At 31.2% G+C, this 14,584-nt stretch carries 18 protein-coding genes, 2 tRNA genes, 1 pseudogene and 1 riboswitch; of the genes and pseudogenes, 14 read left to right on the top strand and 7 right to left on the bottom strand.

Annotated elements, in window-relative coordinates; translation table 11 throughout:
• Positions 1 to 2: 2 nt before the first annotated feature.
• Positions 3 to 986 carry an ABC transporter permease gene (locus tag CBR30_07825; protein PMQ01069.1) on the bottom strand — a complete coding sequence of 328 codons (984 nt, stop codon included), beginning with the start codon at positions 984 to 986 and terminating at the stop codon, positions 3 to 5.
• A 249-nt stretch (positions 987 to 1,235) separates the two neighbouring features.
• On the opposite strand from CBR30_07825, the gene CBR30_07820 reads away from it, so the two are divergent.
• The 6 genes from CBR30_07820 to CBR30_07795 are packed head-to-tail and all read left to right on the top strand — an operon-like array spanning position 1,236 to position 6,099.
• A complete protein-coding gene (locus CBR30_07820; protein PMQ01068.1) occupies positions 1,236 to 1,925 on the top strand; it encodes a peptidase in 690 nt (229 codons plus the stop codon).
• Positions 1,925 to 3,217 (top strand): 16S rRNA (cytosine(967)-C(5))-methyltransferase, encoded by a 1,293-nt coding sequence (locus CBR30_07815; protein PMQ01067.1) that lies wholly within the window; start codon positions 1,925 to 1,927, stop codon positions 3,215 to 3,217. Before CBR30_07820 ends, CBR30_07815 begins: the two co-directional genes overlap by 1 nt.
• Positions 3,207 to 4,268, top strand: coding sequence for a 23S rRNA (adenine(2503)-C(2))-methyltransferase RlmN (gene rlmN / locus CBR30_07810; GenBank protein ID PMQ01066.1), 1,062 nt, complete (start codon positions 3,207 to 3,209; stop codon positions 4,266 to 4,268). Before CBR30_07815 ends, rlmN begins: the two co-directional genes overlap by 11 nt.
• Positions 4,252 to 4,821 carry an ethanolamine transporter gene (locus tag CBR30_07805; protein ID PMQ01065.1) on the top strand — a complete coding sequence of 190 codons (570 nt, stop codon included), beginning with the start codon at positions 4,252 to 4,254 and terminating at the stop codon, positions 4,819 to 4,821. The genes rlmN and CBR30_07805 overlap by 17 nt, the downstream gene beginning before the upstream one ends.
• 10 nt (positions 4,822 to 4,831) lie before the next feature.
• Positions 4,832 to 5,491 carry a ribulose-phosphate 3-epimerase gene (gene rpe, locus CBR30_07800; GenBank protein PMQ01064.1) on the top strand — a complete coding sequence of 220 codons (660 nt, stop codon included), beginning with the start codon at positions 4,832 to 4,834 and terminating at the stop codon, positions 5,489 to 5,491.
• A 2-nt stretch (positions 5,492 to 5,493) separates the two neighbouring features.
• On the top strand, positions 5,494 to 6,099 hold the full coding sequence (locus CBR30_07795) for a hypothetical protein (protein ID PMQ01063.1): 606 nt from the start codon (positions 5,494 to 5,496) through the stop codon (positions 6,097 to 6,099).
• Here the strand turns inward: CBR30_07795 and CBR30_07790 are convergent.
• The 3 genes from CBR30_07790 to CBR30_07780 are packed head-to-tail and all read right to left on the bottom strand — an operon-like array spanning position 6,085 to position 8,673.
• Complete coding sequence (locus tag CBR30_07790) at positions 6,085 to 6,843, bottom strand: ferrichrome ABC transporter ATP-binding protein (protein PMQ01062.1); 759 nt, start codon at positions 6,841 to 6,843, stop codon at positions 6,085 to 6,087. The two genes, CBR30_07795 and CBR30_07790, sit on opposite strands and share 15 nt — an antisense overlap.
• Complete coding sequence (locus CBR30_07785) at positions 6,836 to 7,771, bottom strand: heme ABC transporter permease (protein PMQ01061.1); 936 nt, start codon at positions 7,769 to 7,771, stop codon at positions 6,836 to 6,838. Before CBR30_07785 ends, CBR30_07790 begins: the two co-directional genes overlap by 8 nt.
• 11 nt (positions 7,772 to 7,782) lie before the next feature.
• Positions 7,783 to 8,673 (bottom strand): ABC transporter substrate-binding protein, encoded by an 891-nt coding sequence (locus tag CBR30_07780; protein PMQ01060.1) that lies wholly within the window; start codon positions 8,671 to 8,673, stop codon positions 7,783 to 7,785.
• Positions 8,674 to 8,765: 92 nt separating this feature from the next.
• Positions 8,766 to 8,946, bottom strand: a riboswitch (cobalamin riboswitch).
• Positions 8,947 to 9,140: 194 nt separating this feature from the next.
• Between CBR30_07780 and CBR30_07775 the strand changes: the two genes are divergently transcribed.
• The 6 genes and pseudogenes from CBR30_07775 to CBR30_07750 all read left to right on the top strand — a co-directional run bounded on the left by CBR30_07775 (position 9,141) and on the right by CBR30_07750 (position 13,474).
• Positions 9,141 to 10,118, top strand: coding sequence for an ABC transporter (locus CBR30_07775; GenBank protein PMQ01059.1), 978 nt, complete (start codon positions 9,141 to 9,143; stop codon positions 10,116 to 10,118).
• 11 nt (positions 10,119 to 10,129) lie between these two features.
• Positions 10,130 to 10,945: pseudogene (locus CBR30_07770) on the top strand (hypothetical protein).
• Positions 10,946 to 10,948: 3 nt separating this feature from the next.
• The gene (locus CBR30_07765) at positions 10,949 to 11,746 is read left to right on the top strand and encodes an ABC transporter permease (GenBank protein PMQ01058.1); all 798 of its coding nucleotides are present in this window, start codon (positions 10,949 to 10,951) and stop codon (positions 11,744 to 11,746) included.
• A 176-nt stretch (positions 11,747 to 11,922) separates the two neighbouring features.
• The gene (locus tag CBR30_07760; GenBank protein ID PMQ01057.1) at positions 11,923 to 12,666 is read left to right on the top strand and encodes a hypothetical protein; all 744 of its coding nucleotides are present in this window, start codon (positions 11,923 to 11,925) and stop codon (positions 12,664 to 12,666) included.
• Entirely contained in the window at positions 12,666 to 13,127 is a 462-nt protein-coding gene (locus CBR30_07755) for a hypothetical protein (protein PMQ01056.1), read from the top strand. Before CBR30_07760 ends, CBR30_07755 begins: the two co-directional genes overlap by 1 nt.
• Positions 13,124 to 13,474: a hypothetical protein gene (locus CBR30_07750; GenBank protein PMQ01055.1), complete on the top strand. Its 351-nt coding sequence runs from the start codon at positions 13,124 to 13,126 to the stop codon at positions 13,472 to 13,474. Before CBR30_07755 ends, CBR30_07750 begins: the two co-directional genes overlap by 4 nt.
• Positions 13,475 to 13,503: 29 nt before the next feature.
• Here CBR30_07750 and CBR30_07745 read toward each other — a convergent pair whose 3' ends face one another.
• Genes CBR30_07745 through CBR30_07735 form a run of 3 tightly spaced genes read right to left on the bottom strand, consistent with a single transcriptional unit; the run spans position 13,504 to position 14,293 of the window.
• Entirely contained in the window at positions 13,504 to 13,719 is a 216-nt protein-coding gene (locus CBR30_07745) for a hypothetical protein (protein ID PMQ01054.1), read from the bottom strand.
• 29 nt (positions 13,720 to 13,748) lie between these two features.
• Entirely contained in the window at positions 13,749 to 13,997 is a 249-nt protein-coding gene (locus CBR30_07740) for a hypothetical protein (GenBank protein ID PMQ01094.1), read from the bottom strand.
• Positions 13,955 to 14,293, bottom strand: coding sequence for a hypothetical protein (locus CBR30_07735; protein PMQ01053.1), 339 nt, complete (start codon positions 14,291 to 14,293; stop codon positions 13,955 to 13,957). The genes CBR30_07740 and CBR30_07735 overlap by 43 nt, the downstream gene beginning before the upstream one ends.
• Positions 14,294 to 14,422: 129 nt before the next feature.
• Between CBR30_07735 and CBR30_07730 the strand changes: the two genes are divergently transcribed.
• Both CBR30_07730 and CBR30_07725 read left to right on the top strand, forming a co-directional pair.
• Positions 14,423 to 14,497: transfer RNA gene (locus tag CBR30_07730), tRNA-Gln, on the top strand.
• Between the two features lie 7 nt (positions 14,498 to 14,504).
• A tRNA-Glu gene (locus CBR30_07725) sits at positions 14,505 to 14,580 on the top strand.
• Positions 14,581 to 14,584 lie beyond the last annotated feature (4 nt).

Below are 14,584 nucleotides of genomic sequence, written 5' to 3'. Positions count from 1 at the left end.
CCCTACTCGAATCTAATTCTTGGATCTACCCAAGCCAAAAGAATATCAGAAATGAGAGTCCCTAAAAGTGTTAATAGACTTAAAAATAGTATGAAAGCTCCAGCAAGATACATATCCTGGTTCTGAAGAGCACTTAAAAGTAAAGGACCTGATGTTGGTAGATTCAGAACAATAGAAGTAATTTCTGCACCAGAGACTAAAAATGGCAGGGACCAACCAACACTTCCTATAAAGGGAATCATCGCTAATCTTAAAGGATATTTAAATATTACTTTTCTTTCTGGAAGTCCTTTAGCTCTTGCTGCTAGTACATAAGCCTTATTTAATTCATCTAAAAGATTTGCTCTTAATGTTCTAATTAATCCTGCTGTCCCACTTGTTCCTACTATTATTACAGGGACCCAAATGTGCTTTAGCATATCAACAAACTTGGCAAAACTCCATGGTGCGTTTATATATTCTGGGGAGAATAATCCTGCTAAGTTTTTTCCTGTATAGGAATATGCAAGCCAAAGAATAATTAAAGCTAACATGAAATTAGGGGTAGCTAAACCAAGATATCCTAATAATGTAAAGGTATAATCACCGATTGAATATTGATGTGTGGCAGAATACACTCCAATAATAAAAGATACGATCCAAATAAATATTAATGTAAAAAGAGAAACAACAAATGTTAAGGCAAGACGTTCTCCAATCAGTTCACTGACAGGTCTATTCCAAAGTAGTGATCTTCCAAAATCGCCTTGAAACATATTCCAAATCCATATTAAATATTGCATATATAGAGGTTTGTCCAAGCCGTATCTTGCCTTTAATGCCTGAATTGTTTCCAGGTCAACAGATTCTCCACTGGTAGCAAGTTGAGAAATATAAGAGGTTAAAAAATCTCCTGGGGGAAGTTGAATCACGATAAAAACTAATATAGAGATTAAAATCATCATGGGAATCATGTATAAAATTCTTCTTAAAATATAATGTAACATCTAAGCCCTCCTTTCTATTATTTTTTGTAGTAACTATTGAGTTTCGGCGTTTTAATCCCCCTTTTATCTTATTTTATTTAATATATCATTTTAGAATTAAATCATAATCGTTTAAAAAATCGTTTATTTTCATTTAGTATGATAATTAAAAATTTGCTAATTGTCAATCAAAAAATGACTTTTTGAAAGAGTTATAATATAATATAAGTCTAAAGATATGGAAATAAATAGCGAAGGAGGCGATAATATATGTTCTTTTTTTGGGATCCAACGTATATAATATTGTTACCAGCATTAATTCTTAGTATTTATGCAAGCTGGAAAGTAAGATCTACTTTTGAGTATTATTCACAAATTCCTAATTCAAGAGGAATCACAGGGGCAGAGGCTGCAAAACTATTACTAAGCTCTCTTGGACTATATGATGTTAAAGTAGAGCTTACGCCAGGAGCTCTTACTGATCATTATGATCCAAGGACAAAAACCCTAAGACTTTCGGAACCTGTTTACTACTCACCTTCCATTTCTGCTCTTGGAGTTTGTGCCCATGAAATAGGACATGCTATTCAACATGCGGAGGGATATTTTGCTTTGGCTCTCAGATCTTCATTGGTGCCTATTGCTGGTTTTGGTACAAATATGGCATTTCCTCTCTTCTTAATTGGTTTTATCTTTGGAAGCTATTCTTTGATGAATATAGGAATTCTTTTGTTTTCCTTAGGAGTTCTCTTCTATCTTATTACTTTACCGGTAGAGCTTAATGCCAGTAAAAGAGCAAGGGAACTTTTACTTACTACAGGGCTTGTTACTCAAAGGGAGAGTGAGGGTGTTAAGGCAGTTTTAAATGCAGCTGCATTAACATATCTTGCAGCAGCTGCTATGGCCATCTTACAACTCTTTAGGCTTATCCTTTTAGCAAATATGAGAAGAAGAGATTAATGAGAGCAAGATTAAAGGCGGTTGAGATTCTTTATGAAATAGAAAAGAGGGAAGGATACGCCAACTTGATGTTAAGAAGTTTCCTTCCCTCTTTAGATTTATCCCAAAAAGAGAAATCTTTTATAACAGAACTTGTTTATGGAATTTTGAGATGGCAATTAACTCTTGATGCTGTTTGGAAAAGATTTGTTAAAAAACCTGATGATTTATCTCTGTGGTCAAAAATTCTTTTAAGAATGGCAGTTTATCATAAATATTTCTTAGAGAATACAATTTTACCTGTAGCAATGAATGAGTTAGTAGAAATAGCAAAGATGAAGGCGAAAAAAGAGAAAAATCTCATAAATGCGGTTATTAGAAAAATTGTTAACGAAAATTATGATTTTTCTAATTTACCCGAAGATGTTAAGCTTTCTCATCCTCAATGGATATTAGATGAATGGAAAGAATATTTAGGAGATGAAATTGCTATTAAAATAGCTGAAGCTAATAATTTTCCAGCCCCAATTTCTATTAGGGTAAACAAATTAAAAACTAATAAAGAAGAATTAAAAAAACTGTTAGAAAAAGATAGAATTAAATACAGAGATGGCTTATTGGTAGAGGATGCCTTAATAATAGAGAATGGATTTGATTTTGAAAACTATGAACTTTTTAAGAAAGGTTATTTTACAGTACAAAGTGAAGCAAGTATGTTAACTTCATTAATATTAAATCCAAAACCAGGAGAAAGGGTTGCAGATTTGTGCTCCGCTCCTGGTACAAAGTCAACTCATCTTGCGGAGCTTATGAATAACAGAGGGAAAATAGTTTCTATTGATAAAAATTCAACGAGAATAAAATTGATAGAGAAGAATGCTAAAAGATTAGGAATTAGCATAATAGAAACTCTTAATATGGATGTTTTAAGTATTCCTGAGAGCTTAGATGGTACTTTTGATAAAGTTCTTTTGGATGCTCCGTGTACTGGGCTTGGTGTCTTAAGGCATAAGCCAGAAATTAAATGGCGAAGAAAAAGAGAGGATGTATATGAGCTTTCAAAACTTCAGCTTGCTATGTTAAAAAGAGCTGGAAAATTAGTAAAAAGAGGAGGAGAAATTTTATATAGTACTTGCACTTTGACATGGCAGGAAAATGAAACAGTAGTTTTAAGCTTTCTGAAAGAAAATATAAATTTTAAGTTGAAGAATTTTCATTTCAAAGATAGCTTATATAGAGGTTTTTTAAAAATAATTCCCTATGAATACAATACTGATGGATTTTTTATAGCCTTAATCAAAAATGAAGGATAGTATTTATTCTTATAATATTGAAGAACTAAAAAATTATATGGCTAAAATTGGTGAGCCACCCTATAGGGCAGGTCAAATATTGGATTGGATTTATAAAAAACTTGTTTTAAATCCATTAGATATGTCTAACCTTCCTAAGTCACTAAGAGAAAAACTGTATGAAGATTTTTCTTTTGACTTACCTGAAGTCATAGAGACTATAGAAGAGAAGGATACAAAGAAATTTTTGTTAAGGCTTTGGGATGGAGAAACTATTGAGGCTGTACTTATGTATCATCAAAATAGACAGACACTATGCGTATCTACACAAGTTGGATGTGCTTTTAGGTGTCAATTTTGCGCTACTGGACTTATAGGATTTAAAAGGAATCTTTCTTGTGGTGAGATAGTTTCACAGGTTTTACTCGCAAAATTGATTCTAAAAAGTGAAAAAAAAGATCTAACTAATGTGGTTTATATGGGAATGGGAGAGCCCTTAGCTAATTATGATAATGTAATGAAATCTATAAGAGTAATACATTCCTCATGGGGGTTAAATATGGGGGCAAGACATATTTCTATTTCTACAGTAGGAATTGTTCCAGAAATTTATAAATTGGCAGGGGAGGGGATACCACTAACTCTTGCTATTTCTTTACATGCTCCAGATAATCAATTAAGAAATCTTCTTGTCCCTATAAACAAAAAATACCCATTAGAGGAACTGATGCCAGCTGTATGGTACTATGCGGAAAGAACAAAGAGAAGAATTAGTTTTGAGTATGTTCTATTGGAAGACATAAATGATACTCAAGAAATGGCTAAAAAATTGGTAGAACTTTTAAAAGGAAGACCTGCCCATGTAAATTTAATTCCCTGGAATCCTGTGGATGAATTTCCATGGAGTAGACCATCCCTTATGAAGATAAAAAAATTTGAAAATTATTTGATGGATCACGGTATTAATGTGACATTAAGAATTTCTAAGGGAGAAGAAATTAAGGCTGGATGTGGACAATTGAGAGGAAAATATGTAGTGAGGTGGATTAGAAAAAATGAAGAAACAGAATAAAATTTTTGAATATACTCCATATATTCTTATTGGTCTTTTAATACTCTTAATTGCTCTAAATGTATACAGTATTATAAACATATTTTTTGTCCCTAAGAGTGATATAGTGAATGTACCGGATGTAAGAGGTAAAGATATAATAACTGCTACAAAATTACTTTCGGAAAATGGTTTTAGATGTAGGATAATAGGGGTAGTAGTTGATAAATCAAAGAATGATATTATTGTTGTTGATCAAAACCCAATAACAAGAACAGTAAAAGGAAGCATAATTGATCTATGGGTTAGTCAGCCTGCAAAATTAGTTTTGGTTCCTGATGTTAAACATATGAATGTTGAAGATGCAAGAAATTTGTTAGAAAAACTTGGATTAAGAGTTGAGGTAACTCCCTCAGAAAATGGATATGTTGTTAGACAAGTACCAGATAGTAATTTTTTTGTAGAAAAAGGTAGCAATATCCTTCTTTGGACTGAGTCTTCATCTATTAATACTCAAACACCTTTAGAAAGTACGGAAACAGGTACTGAGCAAACAGAGACCATGACTCCTTAAGGAGGTAGTTATGATAAAAGTATATCCTTCACTTTTAGCAGTAAATTTATTAAGGATTGAAGAGTCAATGAAAGAGATTGAGGATATTATAGATGCATGGCATGTAGATATAATGGACGGGCATTTTGTACCTAATCTTAGTTATGGACCTTCCTTTGTTAAAACCATAAAAAAGATTGCAAATAAGCCATTAAATGTGCATTTAATGGTAGAGAGACCAGAATTATTTGTAGATGCTTTTATTTCTGCAGGAGTAGATGAGTTGGGCTTTCATGTTGAAGCTACTTATCATCCTCAAAGATTAATAAAGTATATTCAAAGCAAAGGTGTAAGACCTTATTTGGTCTTAAATCCTGCAACTCCTCTTTCTTCTTTAGATTATCTTTTAGATGAGATTGATATGGTATTAATTATGACAGTAAATCCAGGTTTTGGGGGACAGGAATTGATACCTTTTACTTTAAGAAAGATATATGAGTTAAGGAAAAAGGCTTTAAATAGTAAAAAAAATCTTGATATAATGGTAGATGGTGGTATTGATAGGAATACTGTGGGCTCTGTTATTGAAAACGGGGCAAATATAATTGTTAGTGGTGTAGGAATATTCGAGGATGAGGATCCAAGATCTGTAGTTCTATATTATAAATCTTTTAATTTTAAGGGGGTTTAGAGATGGGATTAATTTATCAACCATGGTTTATGCCGATTCTTTTAACTTTTTTACTAATCTGGTCAAGAAGATTAGAGAAAAGAGAGGAGATTGCCTATAAAGAGGATGCAAGTAAATTTGTTAGCGTAGAGGGTAGACCAGTGGAAGGTAAAAAAGAAATTGTACCTCCATGGAGAAAAGAGGAGGAGAAAAAGAAAGAGGAAAAAAAGAAGCCTTCCTTTGGCTTTTGGGTTTTAAACTTTGTGGTTATAATATACATAATTTTTGTATGGTATCTTGTAACCTATGCTGGATTTTCAAAAACTATTTATGAAATACTATGTGGTTTTGCTTTTGGTTTTTATTTCTTCAATTTCAACATTCCAAGTTTATTAAGTAATATATGGACTTTTAGAGAATATCCTGGGGGCGTAAAAGGAGAAATTACGCTAAGTAAACATTTTGTCCTTGCAGCAAGAAAGATTGAATCCAAGATATTTCTATACACTTTTGTTATTTTGTTTATCTCTACTTTATCATGGTTTGTTTTTGGTATTCTTCTATCTCTAATTATAAGAACATGGTTAATTGAAAGGTATATGTCAAGAACTCCTTTACCTGACTGGTAAAAATATTTTTCCTTTTGGAGTTGTAACTTCTATAAAGGATAAATTATAAACTTTTTTTAGGTTTTGAAGGGTTAAAACTTCTTCTTTTTCTCCATATTTATATAGTGTTCCATCTTTTAAAAACATGATGTAATCCGAATATATTGAGGCTAAATTTATATCATGAATACTTGATATAACAAGAATTTCTTTCCCCAATTTCTTAATATATTCTAAAAAGTATATTTGGTAGTAAGGGTCTAAATTATTTGTTGGTTCGTCCAATAATAATATTTTAGGTTCTTGGATTAAGGCTCTTGCTAAGTTTACTCTTTGCTGTTCTCCTCCTGAAAGCTGAAATAGTTTTTTATCTTTAAGTTTAATAGTTTCAGTAATTTCCATTATATTGCGGATTTTTTCCTTATCTTTCCTGCTAAGAGAGTACCAAAAGCGAGAGTATGGATACCTACCCAGTGAAATATATTCTTCTACGGTAAATGATAGGTCTGGAATACTTTTTTGAGGAAGAAAAGCTACAATTTTTGCAAGATCTTTTTGTTTATATTCTCTAATCTCTTTCCCTTTTATAAAAACATAACCTTCTTTTGGTAGTAAGTATTTTATTAATATCCTTAAAAAAGTAGTTTTTCCTGCTCCATTTGGTCCTAAAATTCCTACAAACCCCTTTTCTGGAGAACTCCAGCTTAAATTTTTTATAACAATGTTAGAATTGTATCCTGCCGTTAAGTTCTCTATTCTAATCATTTTTACTCCTCATTAAAAGATAGATAAAAAAGGGAACTCCCAAAAAAGAGGTAATGATGCCAATAGGTAGTTCTGAAGGATAGAATATATTTCTTGCAACAATATCAGAGATAGTTAATATTATAGCTCCTGCAAGAAAGCTTGAGGGTATAAGCCATTTATAGTCTGAAGTTTTCCATAGTCTCATAATATGTGGAGATATTAGTCCAATAAAGCCAATAATTCCAGATGTTGCAACAGATGGAGCTATTAAAAGAGAGATCAATATTAATAAATATGTTTCATATTTTCTAACATCTAATCCTAAGCTATAAGCCTCTTCTTCGCTTAAAGATAGTATATTAAATTTATCCCTCCAAATAAATGCCCATGGAATAGCAATTAAAGAGTAAAAAAAAGTAATTTCTAAATGTCTCCACCCTTTACCGTTGAACCCTCCAAGTATCCAAAAGTATATACCTTGAAAGACCTTTTGATTCCAGAAAAGCAGAAAAGAGATAATAGACGAAAGTAACGCATTAAGAGAAACTCCAAGAAGTATAAGCTGAGAATTTAGTTTAAACTTTTTATTCCAAAAAACCAGAATTATTAGTACAAAGAAAGCTCCTAAAAGGGACATCCAGGGTGTCAATAGGGGATCAATTTCCCATGTGCCACCTGCAAGAATAAAATAAATAGTTGCTCCAAGGGCAGCTCCAGAAGAAATACCGATAATATGAGGTTCTGCGAGAAAATTATGAAAATATCCTTGTAGGATGGCTCCTGAAATAGCCAAATTTCCTCCCACCAAGATAACTAATAAGCTTCTTGGCAGTCTTAGATTCCAGAATATATTAGTGTTTGAAATCCCCCCTCCCGTCCATATGGATACGAAGAAGACTAAAATCAAAATCAGTATTAGCAGTAATAATTCCTTTCTTCTTTCCATTAATTATTTTATTACAGATTAGGATAAAATATTCTAAATAGGGCTTCTAAGCCATCGATTAATCTTGGTCCAGGTCTAAAAACTAAATCATCATTAACATAATAGACCTTTCTATTTTTTACGGCGGATATACTTGAAAATTCAGGTTTATTTATTATTGAATCTATATTTATTCCACTCATTTCTCCAATTATTATATAATCTGGATTCTTGTTAACAATATATTCAATACTCAATATAGGGTACTCAGGAGTTTCATTCTCCACAATGTTTATTACTTTTAATTTTTTAAACAAATCTCCTATAAAAGTGGATGGTGATGCAGAAATAAAGGGATCATTCCAGAGCAAAAATAGAACTTTTTTAGAGGGCTTTATAAAGGTAAGTTTTCTTTCTATCTCTTTTAATCTTCTTAACATATTTCCATGAATTTTAAGAGCGGATGTTTCTTTACCTGTAATCTTTCCTAAAAGTAGAATATTATTTAATACATCTTCAAAATTTTTGGGATCGAGCACTATAAAATTGGTATTTGGTAATAGTTGAGTAAGTTGGTTGAATATCTCCTTAGGAAAGCTTTTATATAAAACTACAAGATCGGGATTTAATTTTACTATTTTTTCAACATTAGGATTGCTAAATCCTCCAACTTTCTCTTTTGTTTGAGCTTGTTTTGGGTAATCACAAAAGTCTGTTACACCTACAATCTCTTTATCAAGCCCTAATGCGAATAAAATTTCTGTAGAGGAGGGAGCTAAAGAAACAATCCTTTTGGGAATTTGTGAAAATTTTATAACTCTTCCTAAATCATCCTTTACCTCAATAGGAAAGTTTGTTTTTGAGAAACTAATACATAAAAGTAATAGGACAATGATAGATAAGATCCTTAAAGATCTTTTCATAAAATTACACCTCCTTAAAAAAAATTAAACTCTACCCCTCGAAGAAAGGTAGAGTATTATTTACTCCAACCTCCTTTCCTCGAAGGAGTTGGACCCTTTATAAGGTATAAGGCAGGTCTCCTGGCTCTGGTTCATCGCCCTCTCCGCCTTCCCAGGGAAATTTCCCCAGTGGCATTATGGAGAAGGCTCCCCATCACAGTGGCGGGACCGCGGCGGACTTCCACCGCACTTCCCTTTTAATCCCTTTCGGGAACCTTATACCTTTTTTAAGTTAATTATACAATAAAATCTACTTTTTTGTGTATATATAGTTGTTATAATTAATCACAGCGTTTTTTAAGATATGCTACGATTTGAAGATATTATGCAGATAAAGTATGATCTAAGTGGGTGATAAAGAGGTAGAAAAAAAATGATAGAGATATGAGGTGGAACGAAATTAAAAATTGGGAGTATAAACTTTTAAAATGAAGGTTATTGAAGTTAAAAATTTGACGAAAATTTATAGAACTTATGAAGATATAAATCTAAGAAAGCTCTTTCAAAAAAATTTAAAAGAAATCAAAGCCTTAGATAATGTAAGCTTTTCGATAAATTCAAATGAATTTGTTGGTCTAATTGGCGTAAATGGAGCTGGCAAGTCCACATTAATTAAGATTTTAACTGGAATTTTGGAACCAACATACGGAGAAGTAAGGGTCTTAGGAAATGTACCAACAAAATATAGGAAAGTGAATAATTATAGAATAAGTGCAGTCTTTGGACAAAGATGTCAATTAAGATGGGATATATCAGCCATTGAATCTTTTAAATTATTGAAAGAAATTTATCGGATTAATGATAAAGATTTTATTAGTAGACTTGAATTCTTTTCAGAACTTCTCGATATTAGCGAAATTATGAATAGACCAGTAAGGACATTAAGTTTAGGCGAAAAAATGAGAGTTGAATTGTGTGCTGCATTTCTGCATAATCCTGAAATTGTATTTTTAGATGAGCCAACCATAGGGTTAGATATTTTTAGTAAGGAAGCGATTCTTAATTTTCTTAAAGAATTAAAAAAGGAAAATAAGGTTACACTTATTCTCACAACCCATGATATTTCAGATATCGAAGAAGTATGCGAAAGGATATTGATTTTAGATAAGGGAAAAATCATAATAGACGGACAAAAAAATGAAATCATCAATAGTTTTAATATTCAAAGTCAAATCTTATTTATTATGAAAAAGGAAGACATAGTAGTCCCTGAAATTGTTAAAAGATTCTCTTATCAAATTTCTAAAAACCGCTTATTAATTAATGAAGTACCAAAAAATTATGTTTCACAGATAATAACAGAGATTTTGAGGGAAAATTTTGTCGTAGAAATGGAGATAAAATATCAAGACCTTGAAGAAATAGTTAAGCAGATTTATATCAAAGAAAAGGGAAATATATCATAATGCTTAAGACTGTGGACATTATTAGTGCTCGCATAAAGTTAATGTTTCGGTTAATAAGAATTGGTTTTTTAGAGCAATATGTATATAGATTGGCAACATTTTTTAATTTTTTGACAACTTTATTTTATATAATCATCCAATATTTCTTGTAGAAGGCTATATACGCCTCAACGGTCTCATTTAGCATAGAACAATATACGTTCAAAGATATCTTAGTATATATTTATATGTCACAGGTTATTGACTTTATTTTACCTTCCAATGTAAGTTGAGAGTTTAGCGATTATGTAAGAACTGGGAATATAATTCATACTTTGTTAAAGCCAGTTGACATTCAAATACAGCTATTTTACGAATCAATAGGAAGAAGTATTTATAAGTTGTTAACCAACGCATTACCTGCTATAGGAATTATGTTAATTTTTGTTCCTGAATTATCCCAAAATGGTATTTTAACCATTTTACAATTTCTGGTTATATTGCTTTTTTCTTATATTTTTACATTCTATTTTGAGTTAATTCTTGGTATTATGTCTTTTTATACAGTGAGTATTTGGGGAATTCAGAGTTTTAAGTATGTAGTGATGGCAATACTTGCGGGAAAGATTATGCCGATAACCTTATATCCAGAGGTATTTAAAAAAATAGTGAATTTCCTTCCGTTCAAGATTATATATTTTACGCCATTAGAGTTTTTTATAGGAAAATCTAATTATAGTTTTTCATTCATCTTAGGATATCAATTTGTGTGGATAATAATTTTGTATTTCCTATATAGGCTAGTTTATAGAAAGGCTCTGAAAAAACTAATAAATCAAGGTGGTTAGGTTATGAAGGAAACACTTTTTAGGTATTTGAAACTCTATTTTCAATTTTTTAAGATAAACATTAGTTCTCTTATGGAGTATAACTTGGACTTTGTTTTTGGAATAATTGCACTGATTTTAAAAAATCTTATAAATATCTTGATCATCGTTTTTATATTTAATATTGTTGATAATATTAGAGGGTGGGACTTTAATCAGATTTTATTTTTGTATGCTTTTTCAAGTACCAGTTTTGGTATATGGCATTATTTTTTTGTTAATACAATGTCAATACCCTATTATATAAGAACTGGCATGTTGGATAGATTTTTATTAAGACCAGTAAATGTCATTTTTCAAATAATGACAGATTCGTTTGATGAGGATGGAATAGGGGATTTAATATTTGGGATTATTATACTAATTATTGCTGTTACCAAACTAAAACTAACTTTAATAAAAATCATTTTCTTACCTTTACTGCTTATTTCAGGGAGTCTAATATATGCATCATTGACTTTATTAGGTTCTATGGTGTCGTTCTTTACGGTTGCTCATACTGACCTTTCTAATCTTGCAATGGAACTTTCCGAGTTTTCTAAATATCCAATTACAATATATAACGATATACTTAGGCTTATATTTACTGTAATCATTCCGATTGGTTTTGCTTCATATTATCCAAGTTTATTTTATATAACAAACGACAAATTTAGTTTGGTGTTTGTGATTATATCTCCAATAGTTTCGATTATTTTCTTTCTAATTGTATGTAAACTTTGGAATTTTGCACTTCGTTATTATTCAAGTTCAGGAAGTTGATTGAAAATTTAGAGGAAGAAGGTTTTTTATTCCTCTACTTCATTACTACTTATACTGGTACCTATGTCCATACCTATTTGCAAAAGTAATCCTTACATAGTAGACAACCTATTATTCTTTGTTATATATTATAAAAGATTATGAAAGTTTACCTTTAAGATTTGGGAGGAAATTAAATGGGAAGAAGATATAAAAATCCCCCAGTTGTAGAAGCATTGTGTGAATTTGAGTTTATTCCAGATAGAGAATGGGACATGACAATACCGGGTTTAGTATACGAAAAGGTAAGAAAAGAGTTTCCAGAAAAGACACAAGATATGGGAATTGGTATACAATTAAAACCTTCAGAAAAAGGTATAGAACAAATTATAGAACCAACTCCACCAAGACTTAAATTTATTAAAACGGATAAAACTGCCTTGATTCAAATTGCACCACATATTTTTGTCATTAATCAACTAAAGCCATATCCCAATTGGGAAATTTTTAAAAAAATGATATTAGATAACTTCAATGTTTACAAAGAAATAGCAAATCCTAAAGGTTTAAAAAGAATAGGTCTTAGATATATAAACAATTTTAAGTTTTCTAATTCTATAGAATTAAGCGATTATTTTCGATATTATCCTCTTATTCCCGAAGGATTGCCAAAAACTTACTCTACTTTTTTAACAAGAGTAGAGTTTCCATACGAGGAAGGAAACGAAAATCTTATATTATCTTTTGCAACAGTCATACCTGAAAAGAAAGAAGCTCTTTCCTTAGTACTTGATATTGATTATGCTATGATAACTCCAGAATATATTTCTTTTGACAAACTCCCGATATGGCTTGATAAAGCTCATGAAAGAATTGAGCATGCTTTTGAAGAGTCTATCACTCAGAAATTAAGAGAAACCTTTGAGGAGGAATTAGTGTAATGCAAAAACCTGAATACCATCAAAATTTATATTCTTTAGTTAATCCTCCATTTTCTTTTATCTATGGGGTTAGTAATATTAAAATGCCTGAAATTCCTACTGAGGATAGGGTGGAAAGTTCTGTCTTCCAATCATTAGAGCACAAAATTGCCCTTTTAGAGAGAAAATATGAGTTCATTAATAAAGACGAAGTAGAAAGGTTTTTAAAATCTAACGAGGACCTAATTCCAATACTTGAGGAAGCAATTGAAAAAATTAAAGAGGTTTTTGGAGAATTCCCACTTTATCTTGAAATTCATCACGATCCTGAGGGGGATTGGGATGAGCTTTTTATTGTAATAAAGACGAACTTATCTCCTGAGAAGGCAGTAGAATTAGAAAATAAACTTTTTGAAACATGGTTTTTAAAAATATTAGACAAAGTTAATGGAAGGTTAAACTATACAGAAGAGTCATTATGAGTTTTGACTGGAAAGAGTATATAAGAGTTGCAAAAGAATTGATAAATAAAGGAGGAGAAGCTTATCTACGCTCTGGGATAAGTAGGGCTTACTATGGTGTTTTTTGTATTGCAAGGAATAGAACAGAATATAGGAGTTATACTTCTTCAGATGTCCATAAAAAAGTTATTGATTATTATATGAGATCACAAAATTCTGATGAAAAGAGGATAGGTAGAACTTTAGATACGATTAGGAGATATCGTAATGATGCAGATTACAACAGTGATAAAGAGATTAAGTATGAAGATGCTCAGAGAGTTTTAATAAAAGCTAAAGAGATATTAGACAAACTTGGGATACGTTAAACATCTTTCCCACCCCCCACCCAAAAACTTTAATATCTTTCCAATCTATCCACTGGACTAAACTTCATCATTGCCTGTTGTATGTCCTTTCCACTAAGATGAACATATATCATACAAGTTGTAATGTCAGAATCTCCAAGTATTCTTTGCAAAGTAAACACATCTCCACCATTTCTTATGAAATTATTCGCAAATGTATGTCTAAGAGTATGTGAAGAACAAGGTATAAAAACTCTCTTTTTGATATACTGAGCTAAAACTTTTGCAAGTTCTTTTACAAAATAAACCTCTCTATCTTTACCACCCTTCCCATGTTTTGGAGACTTCTTTTGATTAAGTTAACATCATTGACAGTTAAATTTAAAAGTTCGGAGAGCCTTATACCTGTGTCTAAAAATTTTAGAATGATCGTATAATTTCTAAAATCCTTAAAGGGTTTTTTGGGACATGCTTTAAGTAGTCTAAAAACTTGTTCATCGTTTAAAACATATGGGTATTGCTTAGGTAAGGAATTAGGTTTAATCTTTCCCCAATATTTTGTGTGATAATTTCCTCTCTGTAAAGATAATTAAGGAAGATTTTTATTATTTTTGTATAATCATGAATAGTATGAGGCTTTAATCCCTTCTCTTTGAGGGTCTGAATATATTGATAAATTTTTAAGACAGAAATATTTTCTAAATCGCCAACAAAATCAATAAAATCATCTAAAACCATTGTGTATTGTTCAAGAGTCTTTTTAGATTTACCTTCTACCTGTAACATAAAAATATAATTAAGATATATATCTTTAAGAGACATTATTTTATCTTTTCTCATGATGGTTCGCTTAACTCTTGAAATCTAAGGTTTTTGTAGAGGTAGATTTTAGAATATAATTAACTATATAAATTATACTAAATTATTGACAAAACTTAATCTATTATTTATCATTAACATAGTTTTAACTGGGGAGTCGTCTAGTTGGTAGGACGCCTGACTCTGGATCAGGTAGGGATGGTTCGAGTCCATCCTCCCCAGCCAATTAAATGGCCCTATCGTCTAGTGGACCAGGACGTTGGGTTCTCAACCCAAAAACCGGGGTTCGAATCCCCGTAGGGCCACCATAAT

The organism is Dictyoglomus sp. NZ13-RE01 (assembly GCA_002878375.1).
Lineage (GTDB): Bacteria > Dictyoglomota > Dictyoglomia > Dictyoglomales > Dictyoglomaceae > NZ13-RE01.
This window is presented reverse-complemented; position numbering and strand designations above follow the sequence as displayed.

Excerpts from the sequence above, each read along its gene's own strand:
- CBR30_07825 (PMQ01069.1), bottom strand. The coding sequence starts at position 986 with ATGTTACATTATATTTTAAGAAGAATTTTATACATGATTCCCATGATG.
- CBR30_07820 (PMQ01068.1), top strand. The coding sequence starts at position 1,236 with ATGTTCTTTTTTTGGGATCCAACGTATATAATATTGTTACCAGCATTA.
- CBR30_07815 (PMQ01067.1), top strand. The coding sequence starts at position 1,925 with ATGAGAGCAAGATTAAAGGCGGTTGAGATTCTTTATGAAATAGAAAAG.
- rlmN (PMQ01066.1), top strand. The coding sequence starts at position 3,207 with ATGAAGGATAGTATTTATTCTTATAATATTGAAGAACTAAAAAATTAT.
- CBR30_07805 (PMQ01065.1), top strand. The coding sequence starts at position 4,252 with ATGAAGAAACAGAATAAAATTTTTGAATATACTCCATATATTCTTATT.
- rpe (PMQ01064.1), top strand. The coding sequence starts at position 4,832 with ATGATAAAAGTATATCCTTCACTTTTAGCAGTAAATTTATTAAGGATT.
- CBR30_07795 (PMQ01063.1), top strand. The coding sequence starts at position 5,494 with ATGGGATTAATTTATCAACCATGGTTTATGCCGATTCTTTTAACTTTT.
- CBR30_07790 (PMQ01062.1), bottom strand. The coding sequence starts at position 6,843 with ATGATTAGAATAGAGAACTTAACGGCAGGATACAATTCTAACATTGTT.
- CBR30_07785 (PMQ01061.1), bottom strand. The coding sequence starts at position 7,771 with ATGGAAAGAAGAAAGGAATTATTACTGCTAATACTGATTTTGATTTTA.
- CBR30_07780 (PMQ01060.1), bottom strand. The coding sequence starts at position 8,673 with ATGAAAAGATCTTTAAGGATCTTATCTATCATTGTCCTATTACTTTTA.
- CBR30_07775 (PMQ01059.1), top strand. The coding sequence starts at position 9,141 with ATGAAGGTTATTGAAGTTAAAAATTTGACGAAAATTTATAGAACTTAT.
- CBR30_07765 (PMQ01058.1), top strand. The coding sequence starts at position 10,949 with ATGAAGGAAACACTTTTTAGGTATTTGAAACTCTATTTTCAATTTTTT.
- CBR30_07760 (PMQ01057.1), top strand. The coding sequence starts at position 11,923 with ATGGGAAGAAGATATAAAAATCCCCCAGTTGTAGAAGCATTGTGTGAA.
- CBR30_07755 (PMQ01056.1), top strand. The coding sequence starts at position 12,666 with ATGCAAAAACCTGAATACCATCAAAATTTATATTCTTTAGTTAATCCT.
- CBR30_07750 (PMQ01055.1), top strand. The coding sequence starts at position 13,124 with ATGAGTTTTGACTGGAAAGAGTATATAAGAGTTGCAAAAGAATTGATA.
- CBR30_07735 (PMQ01053.1), bottom strand. The coding sequence starts at position 14,293 with ATGAGAAAAGATAAAATAATGTCTCTTAAAGATATATATCTTAATTAT.